This is a genomic window from Quisquiliibacterium sp., from assembly GCF_982640115.1.
Genome location: NZ_CEXFHW010000003.1, coordinates 17,974 through 33,836, shown reverse-complemented (window position 1 = coordinate 33,836; position 15,863 = coordinate 17,974). Strand labels below are relative to the sequence as shown.

Sequence of the window (15,863 nt, the reverse complement as noted above, 5' to 3'; positions counted from 1 at the left end):
CGCGCGACACGACTGCCAGCAGGAGCACACCGATGAAGTTCATGTCCTTCAACCTGATGCCCTATCGGTTCCTGCCGATGGATTTTCCCGAGAAGCACCGCTCGGTGTGGGTGGACATTCCCGGCGAGCTCTTCGATCCCGAAAAGGGCAACCAGCTCTACAACGAGTACATGGACCAGCTCGAATACGCCGCGCAGATCGGCTTCGACGGGGTCTGCGTCAACGAGCACCATGCCAACGGCTACGGCATCATGCCCTCGCCGAACATCATCGCGGCCTCGCTGGCGCGGCGCACCAAGGATGTTGCGATCGTGGTGCTGGGCAACTCGGTGGCGCTCTACAACCCGCCGCTGCGGGTGGCCGAGGAGTTCGCCATGCTCGACTGCATCTCGGGCGGGCGGCTGGTGGCGGGCTTTCCGGTGGGCACCAGCATGGACACCAACTATGCGTACGGCCAGGTGCCCACCACGCTGCGCGACAAGTACTACGAGGGCGTGCGCCTCATCATGGAGGCGTGGCAGCGCAAGGAGGTCTTCGCCTTCAACGGCGAGTACACCCAGCTGCGCTATGTGAACTGCTGGCCGCGGCCGCTGCAGCGCCCGCATCCGCCGGTGTGGATCCCCGGTGGCGGCTCGGTCGAGACCTGGGACTACTGCGCCGACAACGACTTTCTGTACAGCTACCTGTCGTTCTCGGGCTACAAGCGCGCCAAGGTCTTCATGGACGGCTTCTGGGACACCCTGCAGCGCAAGGGCCTGCCGCTCAATCCCTATCAGGCGGGCTTCGTGCAGTTCGTGGCGGTGGCCGATTCCGACGACGAGGCCGCCGAGCGCTTCGGGCCGCATGCCGAGTGGTTCTTCAACAAGACGCAGCATGTCTATGGCGGCTTCGCCGAGGCGCCCGGCTACCGCACCCTCACCACCATCAAGCTCGGCATGGAGAGCCAGCAGAAGGGCCCGCGCATCATCGACACCACCTGGAAGGAGATGATCGAGCGCGGCACCGTCATCGCCGGCACCCCCAAGCGGGTCACCGAGCAGATCGAGGACCTCGCCCGCACCCTGAATGTGGGCCACCTCGGCGTGCTCGCGCAGTTCGGCGACATGCCGCACGAGCGGGTGATGACCAACCTGAGGCGCATCGCCACCGAGGTCACGCCGAATCTTCGCCATCTCTTCGACGACCAGTGGGAAGACCACTGGTGGCCGCGTCCCATGCGCTCGCCGCGCCTGCCGCAGGATCTCCCGTCGATGCACGCCGGGGCCGCCCACGAGGCCCGGCCATGAGCGACCTGATCGACCTTGCCGGCCGCCGACGCGCGCAGTGCGTGCAGCGCGGCAGCGGCCCGGCCCTGCTGTACCTGCACGGCGCCTTCGGGCTGGAGTGGTCGCAAGCGCTGATCGACGAACTCGCGCGCAGCCATCGGGTGATCGCGCCGCACCTGCCCGGCTACGGCGAGAGCGACGGCCTGGAGGGCATCAACAGCTTCAACGACCTCGCGGTGTGGCTCGACGAACTGCTCGACGCACTCGCTCTCGAGCGGGTGATCCTGGTGGGTCACGACTTCGGCGGCGCCGCGGCCGCCGAGTATGCGGCGCTGTTTCGCCGGCGGGTCGACAGGCTGGTGCTGATCGCACCCTATGGCCTGTGGCCGGCGGGCGAACCGCTGCCCGACATCTTCGGCCTGACCCCGGGCGCGCTCACGCGGCTGCTCTATGCCGATGCCATGGGCCCCCACGCCGAGGCCTTCAATGCGCCGCTGCCGGACAAGGCCCGGCAGGACGCTGCGGTGTTGCGGCGCCGGCAGGCGCTGATCGCCGCAGCCAAGCTGCTCTGGCCGATCCCCGACAAGGGCCTGCGGCATCGGCTCTATCGGATCACCGCGCCCACCCTCGTGATGGGCGGCAGCGATGACCGGCTGATGGACGCGGCCTACATCGCCGACTTCACCGCGCGCATCACCGCCGCGCAGACGGCCACCGTGGCGTCGGGCCACATGATGCCGCAGGAGGCGGCGCCCGCTGCCGCTGCGCGGATCACCGCCTTCCTTCACGCCTGCGCCTGACCGCTCCGAAAAGCCTCGCCATGACCGACACGCTCGTCCACCCCTTCCGCATCGCCGTGCCCGAGCCGGTGCTCGAGGATCTGCGCGCCCGCCTGCGTGCCACCCGCTGGCCCGATGCCGAACTGGTGTCCGACTGGAGCCAGGGCGCGCCGCTAGCCTGGATCCAGGCGATGTGCGACCACTGGGCCAACCGCTACGACTGGCGGGCCCGCGAGGCAGCGCTCAACCGCTTCGATCAGTTCATCACCCGGATTGATGGGCTGGACATCCACTTCATCCACCAGCGCTCGCCGCACCCGCAGGCCCGGCCTCTGCTGATCACCCACGGCTGGCCGGGCTCGGTGGTGGAATTCCACAAGGTGATCGGCCCGCTCACCGATCCGGTGGCCCACGGCGGCAGCGCCGACGATGCCTTCCATGTGGTCTGCCCCTCCTTGCCCGGCTTCGGGTTTTCGGGCAAGCCCACCACCCCCGGCTGGGGGGTGGAGCGCATCGCCCAGGCCTGGGCCGCGCTGATGAGCCGGCTGGGCTATGAGCGCTACTTCGCGCAGGGCGGCGACTGGGGCTCGGCAGTCACCCGCGCGATCGGCATCCTCGACACCGCGCACTGCGAGGGCATCCATGTGACGCTGGCCATGGGCACCCGGCCCGCCACGCAGGGCGAGCCGGGGCCCGAGGAGCAACGCGCGCTCGCCGGCGCGAAGCACTATCGGCAATGGGACTCGGGCTACTCCAAGCAGCAGTCCACCCGCCCGCAGACCCTGGCCTACGGCCTGGCCGATTCGCCCGCCGGGCAGGCGGCATGGATCCTAGAGAAGTTCTGGGCCTGGACCGACTGCAACGGCCATCCCGAGAATGTGCTCAGCCGCGACGAGCTGCTCGACAACCTGATGTTCTACTGGGTGACCAACAGCGCCGCCTCCTCGGCGCGGCTCTACTGGGAAAGCTTCGGCCGCGGCAAGCCCGGCACGGTGGGCGTGCCGGTGGGGGTGGCGGTCTACCCGCGCGAAATCGTCGCGCCGGTGCGCGCCTGGATGCAGGCCGAGTACCCGGACATCCGGCACTTCGTGCACATGCCGCGCGGCGGCCACTTCGCGGCCTTCGAGCAGCCCGTGCTGTTCGTGGACGATCTGCGCACCTACTTCCGGCTGCTGCGCTGAGCGGGGCGGGCGCACCGAAAGCCGCCGCCCGGGCGGCCGCGGCGCCCTGCGCTGCGCAGGCTCAGCTCTGCACCAGCCCGCCGTCGATGTTGAGCGACTGGCCGCTCATGTAGTCGGAGGCCGCCGAGGCCAGGAAGAGCGCCAGCTGCGCGACATCCTCGGCGGTCTGGGCGCGGCCCATCGGCACGCCCGATACCCGCTGGCGCCAGGCCTCGCCGCGCGGGCGACCCTGCAGGGCGGTGAGGTCGCGGTCGATGCCGTCCCACATGGCCGTGTCGACGATGCCCGGGCAGATCGCGTTGACCGTGAGCTGCGGCGCGAAGCTGATCGACGCCGATTGCGTCAGGCTGATCACCGCGGCCTTGCTGGCGCGGTAGTGCGGCATCACGCCAGCCAGCGGCGGCGCACCATACCGGCCGGCCACCGAGGCCACGGTGAGGATCTTGCCGCGCGGCCGCCCTTCGGCTCGCGGCTCCTGGCCGAGCATCTGCCGTGCCGCGGCCTGCAGCGACAGGAATACCCCGGTGACATTCACGCCGAGCATCCGGTCCCAGTCGGCGGCCTCGAGCTCGAGCATGGGCTTGACCTGCATGATGCCGGCATTGCAGACCATCACATCCAGCCGCCCCCACCGCGCAACCGCCGCGGCCACCAGCGCGGCATTGTCGGCGGCGCTGCGCACATCCAGGCGCTGTGCGAGCACGCTCGCGCCCTCGGCCCGCAAGGCATCGGCCGCAGCCTGCACACCGGCCTCGTCGAGATCGCCGAGCACCAGCCGCGCGCCGTGGCGCGCGAAGGCCCGGGCCATGCCCAGGCCGATGCCACGACCGGCGCCGGTGATCGCGATCACCGCGCCCTGAAGGCTGGGATGTTCCATGAGGGCATTCCTCCTTGTGCATTGAGCAGGCTCTCAGGCTACGGCCTGGGCCGCGCGCCACCAAGCCGGCCACCGATGGAACGGCACGGCCGCGCCAGGGTCCATCCCGCGCAAGCGCGCGCCGGTCCCCGCGAAAGCGCGTGCTAAGGTCGACCGACCATCCGGCCCATCGGCCGCGCCGACAACGAGGAGGCCATCCACCATGCAGGCTGGCACGCCATTGCAGCCGGGCCCGGGGCGTCAGCCCAGTCTGGGGCAGACCCTGTGGCGGGCGGCTGCCCTGCACGCCGAGGCCACCGCCGTGGTCGACCGCGACCGCCGCTACACCTGGGCGGCCTTCGCGCAGCGGGTGGCGCGCCTGGCCGGTGCGCTGCAGGCGCTGGGCCTGCAACCCGGCGAACGCGTGGCCATGCTGGCCGACAACAGCCACCGCTACCTCGAGTACTACCATGCCGTGCCCTGGGCCGGCGGCATCTTCGCGCCACTGAACTTCCGGCTGGCCGTGCCCGAGCTCGCCGCCATCCTGGCCGACTGCGCGGCGGACATCCTGATCGTGGACGACACCCACCTGGAGACCGCGCGGGCGCTGGTGGCCGCGCAGCCGGTGCGCCACCTCATCCATGCCGGCGACGGCCCGACGCCGCCCGGCATGCTCGCCTACGAGGCCCTGATCGATGCCCACGCGCCGGTGCCTGATGCCGGGCGTTGCGGCGACGATGTCGCGGCGCTCTTCTACACCAGCGGCAGCACCGGCCGCCCCAAGGGCGTGATGCACAGCCACACCAACCTGGTGTTCAGCGCGGTGGCCTATGCCGCCACCATCGGTCTCGATGAGCACACCGTGGCGCTGATTTCGGGGCCACTCTTCCATGTCGGCGCCGCCGGCCTGTGCGTGCCGGCGATGGTCGCCGGCGGCCGCATCGTGCTGCTCTCGCGCTTCGAGCCGGGTCAGGTGCTGCGCCTGATCGAACAGGAGCGGGCCACCGTCACCAGCATGGTGCCCACCATGCTGCGCATGCTGGTCGACCACCCCGAGGCCGGGCAGCGCGACCTCTCCAGCCTGCGCACCCTGCTCTACGGCGCGGCGCCCATGCCGGAGCAACTGGTGGCGCAGGCCGTGCCGCTCTTTGCCAACGCCGCATTCACGCACTGCTACGGCATGACCGAGTCCACCGCGAGCGTCACCGCCCTGCCCTCGCGCTATGTGATGCCCTCGCACCGGCATCTCGACAAGTGGCGCTCGGTGGGCCGCGCACTGCCCGGCATCGACCTCGCCTGCGTCGACGGCGACGACCGCGTGCTGCCGCCTGGCGGCGTGGGCGAGATCGTGGTGCGCGGGCCGCTGGTGATGCTCGGCTACTGGAACCAGCCCGAGCTCACCCGCACCACGCTGCGCCATGGCTGGCTGCACACCGGCGACCTCGGCCAGATAGACGCCGAGGGCTTCGTGACCATCGTCGACCGGCTCAAGGACATGATCATCACCGGTGGCGAGAATGTGTATTCCGCCGAGGTGGAGGCCGCGGTCTACGCCTACCCGGGCGTGGCGCAGTGCGCGGTCATCGGCATCCCGCACCCCGCCTGGGGCGAGGCGGTGCATGCCATCGTCTCGGCCTCGCCGGGCGCCGTGCTCGAACCGGCGGCCATCATCGCCCACTGCCGCAGCCTGATCGCCGGCTACAAGTGTCCGCGCACGGTCGAGGTGCGCGAGGAGCCGCTCCCCCTGAGCGGCGCCAACAAGATCGACAAGCCCCGCCTTCGCGCGCCCTTCTGGCAGGACCGCGCCAGCCGCATCGTCTGACATCCCACGGAGACCCTCATGGCACTGAAGACCCCGCAGCAGTACATCGACAGCCTTCGCGACGGCCGCGTCATCTACTGGGAGGGCGAGCGCATCGACGACATCACCACCCACCCGCTGTTCAAGGTGCCGGTGTCACTGGTGGCCAACGACTATGCCTATCGCGACGCCGAGTACGGCGAGCTGCGCCGCTACGACACCGAGGACGGCAGCCAGGCCCACCGCATCTACCAGATTCCGCGCACCGCTGAAGACCTGGGCACCCGGGTGGAGATGATGCGCCACACCTCGATCGGCACCCTGGTCACCGGCGTGTTCATGGCGCTGATGAGCGTGCGCGACGAGGTGGCGCGGGTCAACCCGATGTACGCCGCCAACATCGAGCGCATCTACAAGCACTGCCGCGACAACGATCTGCGCGGCGCGGAGGTGATCACCGACCCCAAGGGCGACCGCAAGCGCCGCGCCCACGAGCAGGACGACCCCGACCTCTACCTGCGCATCGTCGAGCGCCGAGCCGACGGGATCGTGGTGCGTGGCGCCAAGCTGCACATCACCGCCGCGTCGCTGGTCCACGAGCTGGTGGTGATGCCCACCAAGGGTATGCGCCAGGAGGAGGCCGACTACGCGGTGTCGTTCTCCATCCCGGTGAATACGCCGGGGGTGAAGATCATCAACCGCAGCTTCGCGCCGGCCGAGCTCAACGGCTTCGATTACCCCGCCAGCTCCCACCACAGCTGCCCGGAGGGCTTCGTGGTGTTCGACGATGTGTTCGTGCCCTGGGATCGGGTGTTTCTGGCCGGCGAGGCGCAGCTCGCCAGCACCCTGGCGCGCTCGCTCGGGCTGTGGGAGCGCACCGGCGGGGTGGTCGAGGCGGTGCGCATGAGCGAGCTCTTCGTGGGCCTGGCGCAGCTGGTCACCGAGATGCAGGGCAAGGAGAGCGATGCCGTGGCGCAGAACTCCATCGCCGAGCTGATCACCTATGCCGAGATGCTGCGCATGTCGCTCGACTTTGCCTGCCGCCACTACGAGAGCACCGACTCGGGCATGGTGTTCCCCAACACCCTCGCGATCAACGCCGCCAAGTACTACTACGCGGCCAACTACCACCAGACGGTTCGCTACCTGCATGACCTGGGCGGCGGCCTGGTGCTCACCCTGCCGCTGGAGGCCGACCTGCGCAATCCCGAGTCGGGCAAGTACATCCGCAAGTACCTGCACACCAAGAAGGGCGTCGATGTCGAGGCCCGCATGCGGGTCTACAACATGATCCGCGACCTCACCGCCGACGCCTACGGCGGCTGGCAGTTCGTGGTCGCGCTGCAGGCCGGCGGTGGCCTGCCGGCGCAGCGCACGATGATGAACCGCACCTACGACATCGCCCGCGCCAAGCGCCTGGCGCTCGCCGCGGCCGGCGTGCCCACCGCCTGAGCCCCACCGAGCCGTCCGTCATGAACGCCGCCGAGCCCCGCGCCATGAGCCCCGACCTCTCCGTCGCCGAACTCGCCGACCTGCCCGAGGCCGAATTCCGCGCCGAGGTGCGCGGCTGGCTGCGCGAGAACCTGCCCCCCGGCATGGTCGAGCGCAGCCGCACCGCGGTGCACCCCACCCGCGAGGATATGCTCGGCGTGAGCGCGGTGCTCGCCCGCCGCGGCTGGTCAGTGCCCACCTGGCCGGTGGAATACGGCGGCACCGGCTGGTCGGGCATGCGGTGCCAGTGGCTCGAGGAGGAGCTCGTGCTGGCCGGCGGCTCGGCCAACAACATCCAGGGCGTGTCGCTGGCCGGCCCGGTGATCGCCGAGTTCGGCACCACCGAGCAGAAGGCCCGCCACCTGCCGGCCATCCGCGAGGGACGCGAGTTCTGGGCCCAGGGCTTCTCCGAGCCCAATGCCGGCTCCGACCTCGCCTCGTTGCGCACCCGGGCCGTGCTCGATGGCGATCACTGGGTGGTCGATGGCCAGAAGATCTGGACCTCGCAGGCCATGATGGCCGACATGCTCTTCTGCCTGGTGCGCACCGACCCCGCCGCCAAGCCGCAGCTCGGCATCTCCTTCCTGCTGATCCCCATGGACCTGCCGGGCATCACGGTGCGCCCGATCCGCTCGATCGACGAGGGCGAGAGCCTGTGCGAGGTCTTCTTCGACGCGGTGCGCGTGCCCGCCGACGCGCTGGTCGGCCGCCTGCACCGCGGCTGGGACTGCGCCAAGTACCTGCTCGCCCGCGAGCGGGTGCAGACCGCCGAGGTGCCGCGCAACAAGCTCTACCTCTCGCGGCTGCGCGCGATCGCCGGCATCGAGCAGCGCGATGGCCGGCCGCTCATCGACGACCCGGTCTTCGGCGAGCGGGTTGCGCAGGCCGAGATCGACCTGATCGCACTCGAATCGGCCGTGGCGCAGGCCCTCACCGACGACGATGTCTCGGCGCTCACCCCGTCAGCGCTCAAGGTGGTGGGCTGCGAGCTCATGCAGCGCCAGCTCGGGCTGCAGGTGGAGGCGCTCGGGCCACGGGCGCTGGTGTTCCACCCGCCCGAGGAGCCCGGGGCGCGCGGACCGCAGGCCACCCATGCCGCGGGCGTGGTGGCCGAGTTCCTGTTCCGGCGGGCCGCGACGATCTACGGCGGCTCGAGCGAGATCCAGAAGAACATCATGGCGCGGCTGCTCTTCCAGGGCGAAGGCCAGGGCGCCTCGCCGCGCACCGGTGACACCGCGCTGCTCGCCGACAGCGCCGCGCGCTACGCCGCCGGCGAACTCGGCGCGGCCTGGCGCGAGCGCTGGCCGCAGCTCGATCGCACGGCGCATCGTCAGGCCTGGCAGGCGCTGGCCGCGCAGGGCTTCGGCGCGCTGGGGCTGCCGGAATCGCTCGGCGGGGCCGGCGGTGGCGGCGATGCCATCGCCGCCATCCAGGAGGCCTTCGGGGCGGCACTGCTGCCCTATCCCTTCGCCGCGCTGTCGGTGCTGCCGGGTCAGCTGCTCGCGGCCCTGCCCGCCGAAGCCAGCGCGGTCGCGCCCCTGCTCGATGCCCTGACCTGCGGCGACACGCTGATGGCGGTGGTGGGCGCCTTGCCCGACCAGCCGGCATTGAGGGCAGAGACGCACAACGGCGGCCTGCGGCTGCGCGGCCCGTCGCAGATCGTGCCGGGCGCCGGGCTGGCCGATCAGCTGCTGGTCTGTGTCGCGCAGGCCGGACACACCGCCGTCTACCGGCTGCCCTGCGATCTGCCGGGCCTGCGGCTGCAACGCGGCCGTGCCATCGACGGCAGCGACCTCGCCGAGATCGATCTCGACGGCCTGCTGCTCGATGCCGCGAACTGCCTGGCAGGCCCCGATGAGGCCACCACCGCGGCTGTCGCTGCAGCCCGCGATCACGTCCTCGTGGCGGCCAGCGCCGATGCGCTGGGCGCCATGGCTGCGGCGCTGGCGCTCACCCGCGACTACCTCCTCACACGCCGCCAGTTCGGCCAGCCGCTGGCCGAGTTCCAGGCGCTGCGTCACCGGGTGGCCGAGATGCAGGCCGAGATGACCATGGCCCGTGCCGTGGTGGCGCGAGCGGCCGCTGCGCTGACCGGCGAGGCCACCGGGCGCGCGCGCCTGGCCGCGGCCTGCAAGGCCCGGGTGGGACGCGCGGCGATGTTCATTGCCAATCAGACCGTGCAGCTGCACGGCGGCATGGGCATGACCGAGGCCTGCCTGGCTGGCCGCTTCTACAAGCGGCTGTTCAGCGTCGAGGCAGCCATGGGCCACGCGGCCCTGCACACACGACGCTTTGCCGCCCTGCCGGCCTGAGGCGCCGGCGGGCAGCAGCCTTCACTGAGGCTGGAAGCCGCTGGCGCGAATGATCCGGGCCCAGGACTGGCTGTAGGCCCGCTCGCGCGCAGTGAGCTGGGCCTGGTTCATGAAGCCCACGGTCAGACCCCAGTTGGTGAGCCGTTCGCGAAGCTCAGGCTGCGCGATGGCGCGCGAGAGCGCAGCCGAGAACTGCTCGATCACCTGGGGCGAGGTGCCCGCCGGCGCGAAGAAGCCATAGAAAGGCAGATCCTCGAAGCCGCTGAGGCCGAGCTCGGCGAAGGTGGGCACATCGGGCAGCGTCGCCTGGCGCGCGGTGCCGATGACCGCCACCATGCGCAGCTTGCCCGCCCGGTGGTACTCGATGAAGTCAGGCACCGAGCCCACCCCGGCCGGGATCTGGTTGCCGAGCATGTCGGCCATCATGGGCGCGCCCCCCCGGTAGGCCGCGGCGACAATGTCGAGCTTGTTGCGCTCACCAATCACCTTGACCAGGAATTCCGGCACCGAGGCCGGCGCCGGAATGCCGATGGTGGCCTTGCCGCCACGGCCCTTCACCCAGGCGAGGAACTCGGCATAGCTGCGCGCCGGCGTACCGCCCGACACCGCGAGACCGTTCACGAAGGTGGCAAACCCGGCCACCGGCACGAAATCCTGGGCCGGGTCGAAGCCGGGGTTCTTCAGCACCAGGGGCAGGATCGAGATGGTGTGGTCATGCGAGATGAAGAAGGTGGTGCCATCGGGCGGCGAGGACTTGAGCATCTGCGCCGCGATCTGGCCACCGGCGCCGGGGCGGTTCTCGACCACCACCGGCACGCCGAGCTCGTCCTTGAGCCGATCGGCGACGGCGCGTGCGATGGCGTCGGTGCCGCCGCCCGGCGGAAAGCCCACCAGGATGCGCACCGGGCGCGGCGCCTGGGCGAGCGCGAGATTGCAGAAAAGAACCAGCAGCAGGGCGAGCAGCGGACGCAGGAGGTTGGTTGCCATCGGAACTCCGGGTGGGTCGATACGGATCGGGGGGACCGATTCTCGCAAGGAATCGGCCGGCGGGCGAGCCGTCGCCCCCTATCATCGGCACCATCATGCGCGCGCCCGTCGACCTCGCCCACGCCAGCCGTCTCGTCAACCATGGCCCCACGGTGCTGGTGAGCTGCGCTGCCGGGGGCGTCCGCAACCTCATGGCCGCCGCCTGGTCGATGCCGGTGGAGTTCACGCCACCGCGCATCGCGGTGGTGATCGACAAGCGCACCCTCACCCGCGAGCTCATCCTCGCGTCGGGCACCCTGGCGCTGAACATCGCCACCCGTGCGCAGGCCGATCTCACCTGGACCGTGGGCAGCGTCAGCGGCCGCGACAGCCTGCCGGCGCGCGACAAGTTCACGCAGTACGGCATCGCCAGCTTCGCCGGGCCGCTGCTGGGGCTGCCGCTGGTCGAGGGCTGCGCGGGCTGGCTGGAGTGCCGCCTGCTGCGCGAGCCGCACGCCGAGGATGCCTACGACACCTTCTTCGTCGAGGCGGTGTCGGCGCTGGCCGACAGCCGCGTGTTCAGCCAGGGTCGCTGGTCACTGCGATCCGACAACGCCGAGCTCCACACCCTGCACCATCTCGGCGCGGGCCTCTTCGGTGTGCCTTCCTCGCTGGTGCAGGGCCAGACCCTGCCTGGGGCGTCCGGCTGACCGGTCCGGCAGCGCGCGGGGGCAGGCCTACAATGCCGGCATGAGCCGGGAACTCTCAGAACTCTTCGACCGCAATCGCCAGTGGGCCGCCAACACCGAGGCTCGATCGCCGGGCTTCTTCACCGGTCTGCTGTCGCAGCAGTCACCCCGCTACATGTGGCTGGGCTGCGCCGACAGCCGGGTGCCGGCCAACGAGCTGGTGGACCTTCTGCCCGGCGAGCTCTTCGTCCACCGCAATGTGGCCAACCTGCTGGTCCACTCCGACCTGAACGCGCTCTCGGTCATCCAGTACGCGGTTGATGTGCTGGGCGTGCAGCACATCATCGTGGTCGGCCACAGCAAGTGCGGCGGGGTGCGGGCCGCGCTGGACAACCAGCGGGCAGGTCTGGTCGACAACTGGCTGCGCCATGTCCAGGATGTGCGCGACACCCACGAGGCCTTCCTCTCGGGCCTGCCCCATGAACTGCGGGTGGACGCGCTGGTGGAGCTCAATGTGCTCGAACAGGCGCGCAACGTCTGTCGCACCACCATCGTGAGGGACGCCTGGCAGCGCGGCCAGTCGGTGGCGGTGCACGGCTGGGTCTACGGTCTGCACGACGGCCTGCTGCGCGACATGGCCATCACGGCATCGGCCCACGAGGACGTGGCCGATGCCTACGATGTGGCGCTGGCCAGCCTGCGCCAGCGCTGGCGTCAGGCGGTGCGCCAGCGGGCCAGCCGCACCACCAGCACCGAGGCCAGCGGCAGCACCAGCCCGATCAGCAGCACGGTGAGCAGCAGCGATCCGAGCTCGCTGTAGTCGGCCGGGGTCTGGATCGCGCCGCCGGGGCCCTTCACCTGCCGGGTCACGGTGTAGGCCTGGTTCAGGTACTTGGTGCCCAGCTGCGACGCCGACAGCGCCAGGTTGGTGAACGAGGCCATCACCGCGAAGAAGGTGGCCTTCAGGTGCGCCGGCGCCGAGTTGGCGATCCAGGCCAGCATCGGGATCATCGAGATCTGGCCCAGCGGCGACTCCAGCGCGGTGTCCACCAGGGCAATGAAGCGGGCATCGACCACGCCACCGGTACGCGCCGCCGTCCATTCATGCAGGCCGTGGTACATGCCCAGGGTGGGCAGCGAGAGCAGCGCACCGAACAGCGTCAGCACCACCACGATCTTCCCGATGCTGTGTTCGGCGATGAAGCGCCGGAACAGGAAAAGCCCCGCCAGCGAGAGCACGCTGCCCAGCAGCGAGAGCCGGGCAAGGAAGGACTGGTCGAAGCCGAGTTCGTCGATCATCCACCAGCTCGCGCCAGGCCCCGGGCCGGGCATGGCCCGGAAGATGAACACCACCAGCGCCGTGCCGATCAGCACCCGCCGGGCCTGCGCATCGAGCTCCCGCGTGAGCCGAGTCATCAGGAAGAGGATGACGACCATCGATCCGCCGAACACGATCTCCTGGGCGAAGGACACGCCGCCCAGGCCCACGCTCAGCGTGATCGCCACGAACACCAGGCTGCCGCCGATGATCCAGCGGTTGGGCTCGGTCTTCTCGGGCGCTTCATGCAGCAGCGCGGCGATCTCCGTTCGGCTGCGGCCGGCGCGGGCCAGGCGTGCGGCCGCCCGCCAGCGGATCCAGGCGGCGAGCATCACGCCCAGCACCGAGAGCACCGGGATGACCAGCGCCATCAGGTAGACATTGGCGTAGAGCGCCACCTTCTGCGCCTCGGGCAGGCCCGACGACCCCTGAAAGACCCAGACATTGATCAGCCCGACCAGCACCGTGCCGCCGATGATCGCCACCCGGCCGAGCATCTGCATGGTGGTGTGCATGGCCTTGCGGGTCTGGGCGTCGATCGGCCGGCCCTCGTCGTCGGTGGCGGGCACCGCCTCGACGGTCATCGCGTCGGCAACGCAGTCCTGCAGCACATAGCCCAGCGGCGCGAGCAGCGCCGAGATCACATACCAGGTCTCGCGCGAGGCGATCGCGGTCATGGCCGCGGTGTGCGAGATCAGCCCGACCATGATCAGCAGGCTGGCCGCGATGATGGCGGCGCCCAGCCACACCAGCCAGGCCTTCCAGCGCCAGATCAAGTCCACCAGGTGGCCCAGCGGCATCTTCAGCGCCCAGGGAATGCCCGCCCAGAAGCCGAGCGAGGCCAGGAAGGCGGCCGACAGCCCGAGGTAGTCCTTGACGAAGAAGGTGCCGACGATGCCGGTGAGGCCCGACACGCCGGCGGCCACATAGACCATCAGCGGCGGAAGATAGGACCAGCGCATCTCGCGACCGAGCGAGAACACGACACGGTCCAGCCAGCGCCAGAGCAGGCCGCCACGGGAAGAGGAATCGGGGGTCATGGCAGGTGCGAAGTCGGTGTGCGACGAGGGTATCACCGCCGGCGAGCGCGCTCGGCGATGTCCGGGCCAGGCCAGGCGGCTACTGCGCCCACTGGATGAATTCGCGCACCGCCGGATAGATGCGCCGTTCCCAGCGCCGGCCGCTGAACACGCCGTAATGCCCGACGCCGGGCTGCAGAAGGTGGGTCTTGCGGTACACCGGCATGCGGCTGCAGAGATCCTGCGCCGCCAGGGTCTGGCCGATGCCGCAGATGTCGTCGCGCTCGCCTTCGATGGTGAGCAGGAAGGGGCGGCGGATGGCCGAGCAATCGACCGGCCGGCCGCGGACCTGCATGCGGCCCAGCGGCAGGTCATGTTCCTGGAAGACTGCGCGCACGGTCTCCAGGTAGAACTCGGCGGGCAGGTCCATCACCGCGAAGTACTCGCGGTAGAAGTCGCGGATCGCATCGGCGCGGGCATGATCGCCGGCGACCCGCGCATCGCGCAGCGCCAGGAAGGACTGCCGGTGCCGCTCCTGATTCATGCTCATGAACGCGGTGAGCTGCACGAAACCGGGATACACCCGCCGGCCGGCCCCCGCGCAGGGCGCAGGCACCGTGCTGATCAGGTTGCGCTCGAACCACGCGATGGGGTTCTCCTGGGCCATCTGATTGACCCGGGTCGGGCTCTGGCGGGTATCGATCGGACCGGCCATCAGCACCAGGCTGGCCGGCTGGCAATCATCCTGATCGGTCGCCATCAGCGCGGTGGCGGCCAGGCAGGCCACGGTCGGCTGGCAGACCCCCACCAGATGGGTGGGCGGCCCCAGGGTCTGCAGGAAACGGATCAGGTGCAGCACATACTCGTCGAAGCCGAACCGGCCGCAGGCCGGCGCAATGTCGCGGGCGTTGATCCAGTCGGTAAGACAGACCTCGTGGTCCTGCAGCAGGGTGCGCAAGGTGCCCGACAGCAGGGTCGAGAAGTGCCCCGACATCGGCGCCACCAGCAGCACCCGGGGCTCGTCGCGGGCACCGGCCTTGCGAAAGCGCAGCAGACGGCAGAACGGGGTCTCGTCGACCGTGTCGACGAGGATGGGCCGGGGCTCGCCGCGGGCATCGGTCACCGGCGCCAGCGGGAAATCCGGCCGGGTGTGGGTCAGGCCCAGCAGCGACATCACCTCCAGGTTGGCCGAGAGCTGCCGCCACGCGGGCGCGCCGGGCAGGAGCGGCGCGCTGCCGACGAGCTCGGCGCCAAGGGCAGCCCACTGCCGCAGAAGGTCGCCCTGGCGGGCGAAGGCGTCGTAGGCGGCGTAGATCATGGTCAGCGTGCAAGCAGGAAGCGTACCCGTGCCCGGCGCTCCGTCCATCACCCCGTGGCGCGGAACTTGCGTCGCGCAGCGGATCAGTCTCTCCGGGAGCCGAACCGTGCCTGACACCCCCCCACCCGCCCGCAGCCGAGCGCGCGCGGTGAAGACGGAACCGCCTGCCCGCCTGTCAATCAGCAGCCAGAACTACTCCTCCTGGTCGCTGCGGGGCTGGCTGATGTGCCGGTTCAGCGGCCTGCGCTTCGAGCTGGACAAGGTCGCGCTCGATGCGCCCGGCGCCCGCGCCGAACTGCTGCTGCTGGCCCCCTCCATACTGGTGCCCTGCCTCACGCACCGCGGCATCCGGGTCTGGGACACCCTGGCCATCGGCGAGTACCTGCACGAGATTGCACCGCAGGCGGGCCTGCTGCCCTCCGATCCGGTGCAGCGTGCACACTGCCGGTCGATCTGCGGCGAGATGCACTCGGGCTTCTCGGCCATGCGGGCCTCGCTGCCCATGAACATCAAGGCGCGGCTGTCGAGCTTCAAGGTCTGGGCCAAGGCCCGGCAGGACATCGACCGCATCGAGGAGATCTGGCAGGACTGCCTGGAGCGCTACGGCGGGCCCTTCCTCTTCGGCGAGCGCCGTACGCTGGCCGATGCGATGTTCGCGCCGGTGGCCAGCCGCTTCATGACCTACCAGGTGGCGCTGAGCGAGGCCAGCGCAGGGTATCGCGACACCATCATGGCCCTGCCGGAGATGGCCGAGTGGCGCGAAGGTGCGCTGGCCGAACCCGACGAGGTGGATGAACTCGACATGGAGTTCTGAGGGAGCAGGCTCATCGGGTGAGCCTTCGGACGCGGACAATCGCCCTCGGGATCG

At 70.3% G+C, this 15,863-nt stretch carries 13 protein-coding genes; 9 read left to right on the top strand and 4 right to left on the bottom strand.

Annotated elements, in window-relative coordinates; translation table 11 throughout:
* Nucleotides 1-32 precede the first annotated feature (32 nt).
* The 3 genes from AC2H6A_RS00725 to AC2H6A_RS00715 are packed head-to-tail and all read left to right on the top strand — an operon-like array spanning nucleotide 33 to nucleotide 3,225.
* On the top strand, nucleotides 33-1,286 hold the full coding sequence (locus tag AC2H6A_RS00725; RefSeq protein WP_484271206.1) for an LLM class flavin-dependent oxidoreductase: 1,254 nt from the start codon (nucleotides 33-35) through the stop codon (nucleotides 1,284-1,286).
* Nucleotides 1,283-2,065, top strand: a complete 783-nt coding sequence (locus AC2H6A_RS00720; protein WP_484271205.1) for an alpha/beta fold hydrolase — start codon at nucleotides 1,283-1,285, stop codon at nucleotides 2,063-2,065. Before AC2H6A_RS00725 ends, AC2H6A_RS00720 begins: the two co-directional genes overlap by 4 nt.
* A 20-nt stretch (nucleotides 2,066-2,085) precedes the next feature.
* The gene (locus AC2H6A_RS00715; protein ID WP_484271204.1) at nucleotides 2,086-3,225 is read left to right on the top strand and encodes an epoxide hydrolase family protein; all 1,140 of its coding nucleotides are present in this window, start codon (nucleotides 2,086-2,088) and stop codon (nucleotides 3,223-3,225) included.
* Nucleotides 3,226-3,286: 61 nt separating this feature from the next.
* Here the strand turns inward: AC2H6A_RS00715 and AC2H6A_RS00710 are convergent, their stop codons facing one another.
* Entirely contained in the window at nucleotides 3,287-4,102 is an 816-nt protein-coding gene (locus AC2H6A_RS00710; RefSeq protein ID WP_484271203.1) for an SDR family NAD(P)-dependent oxidoreductase, read from the bottom strand.
* Between the two features lie 202 nt (nucleotides 4,103-4,304).
* Between AC2H6A_RS00710 and AC2H6A_RS00705 the strand changes: the two genes are divergently transcribed.
* The 3 genes from AC2H6A_RS00705 to AC2H6A_RS00695 are packed head-to-tail and all read left to right on the top strand — an operon-like array spanning nucleotide 4,305 to nucleotide 9,685.
* Nucleotides 4,305-5,903, top strand: coding sequence for a long-chain-fatty-acid--CoA ligase (locus tag AC2H6A_RS00705; RefSeq protein WP_484271202.1), 1,599 nt, complete (start codon nucleotides 4,305-4,307; stop codon nucleotides 5,901-5,903).
* 18 nt (nucleotides 5,904-5,921) lie between these two features.
* Nucleotides 5,922-7,334, top strand: coding sequence for a 4-hydroxyphenylacetate 3-hydroxylase N-terminal domain-containing protein (locus AC2H6A_RS00700; RefSeq protein ID WP_484271201.1), 1,413 nt, complete (start codon nucleotides 5,922-5,924; stop codon nucleotides 7,332-7,334).
* Between the two features lie 20 nt (nucleotides 7,335-7,354).
* Nucleotides 7,355-9,685 carry an acyl-CoA dehydrogenase family protein gene (locus AC2H6A_RS00695; RefSeq protein ID WP_484271200.1) on the top strand — a complete coding sequence of 777 codons (2,331 nt, stop codon included), beginning with the start codon at nucleotides 7,355-7,357 and terminating at the stop codon, nucleotides 9,683-9,685.
* A gap of 21 nt (nucleotides 9,686-9,706) precedes the next feature.
* On the opposite strand, the gene AC2H6A_RS00690 is transcribed toward AC2H6A_RS00695, so the two are convergent.
* Complete coding sequence (locus AC2H6A_RS00690) at nucleotides 9,707-10,672, bottom strand: Bug family tripartite tricarboxylate transporter substrate binding protein (protein WP_484271199.1); 966 nt, start codon at nucleotides 10,670-10,672, stop codon at nucleotides 9,707-9,709.
* Nucleotides 10,673-10,767: 95 nt separating this feature from the next.
* Here AC2H6A_RS00690 and AC2H6A_RS00685 point away from each other — a divergent pair, with 95 nt between their 5' ends.
* Together AC2H6A_RS00685 and can are read left to right on the top strand one after the other, a co-directional pair.
* Nucleotides 10,768-11,361 carry a flavin reductase family protein gene (locus tag AC2H6A_RS00685; RefSeq protein WP_484271198.1) on the top strand — a complete coding sequence of 198 codons (594 nt, stop codon included), beginning with the start codon at nucleotides 10,768-10,770 and terminating at the stop codon, nucleotides 11,359-11,361.
* 40 nt (nucleotides 11,362-11,401) lie between these two features.
* Nucleotides 11,402-12,160, top strand: coding sequence for a carbonate dehydratase (can, locus tag AC2H6A_RS00680; RefSeq protein WP_484271197.1), 759 nt, complete (start codon nucleotides 11,402-11,404; stop codon nucleotides 12,158-12,160).
* Here can and AC2H6A_RS00675 read toward each other — a convergent pair.
* Nucleotides 12,055-13,698, bottom strand: a complete 1,644-nt coding sequence (locus AC2H6A_RS00675) for an MFS transporter (protein ID WP_484271196.1) — start codon at nucleotides 13,696-13,698, stop codon at nucleotides 12,055-12,057. The two genes, can and AC2H6A_RS00675, sit on opposite strands and share 106 nt — an antisense overlap.
* A gap of 79 nt (nucleotides 13,699-13,777) precedes the next feature.
* Nucleotides 13,778-14,995: a polyhydroxyalkanoate depolymerase gene (locus AC2H6A_RS00670; protein ID WP_484271195.1), complete on the bottom strand. Its 1,218-nt coding sequence runs from the start codon at nucleotides 14,993-14,995 to the stop codon at nucleotides 13,778-13,780.
* 148 nt (nucleotides 14,996-15,143) lie between these two features.
* Here AC2H6A_RS00670 and AC2H6A_RS00665 point away from each other — a divergent pair, with 148 nt between their 5' ends.
* Nucleotides 15,144-15,809, top strand: coding sequence for a glutathione S-transferase (locus AC2H6A_RS00665; protein WP_484271194.1), 666 nt, complete (start codon nucleotides 15,144-15,146; stop codon nucleotides 15,807-15,809).
* The last annotated feature ends 54 nt before the right edge of the window (nucleotides 15,810-15,863 follow it).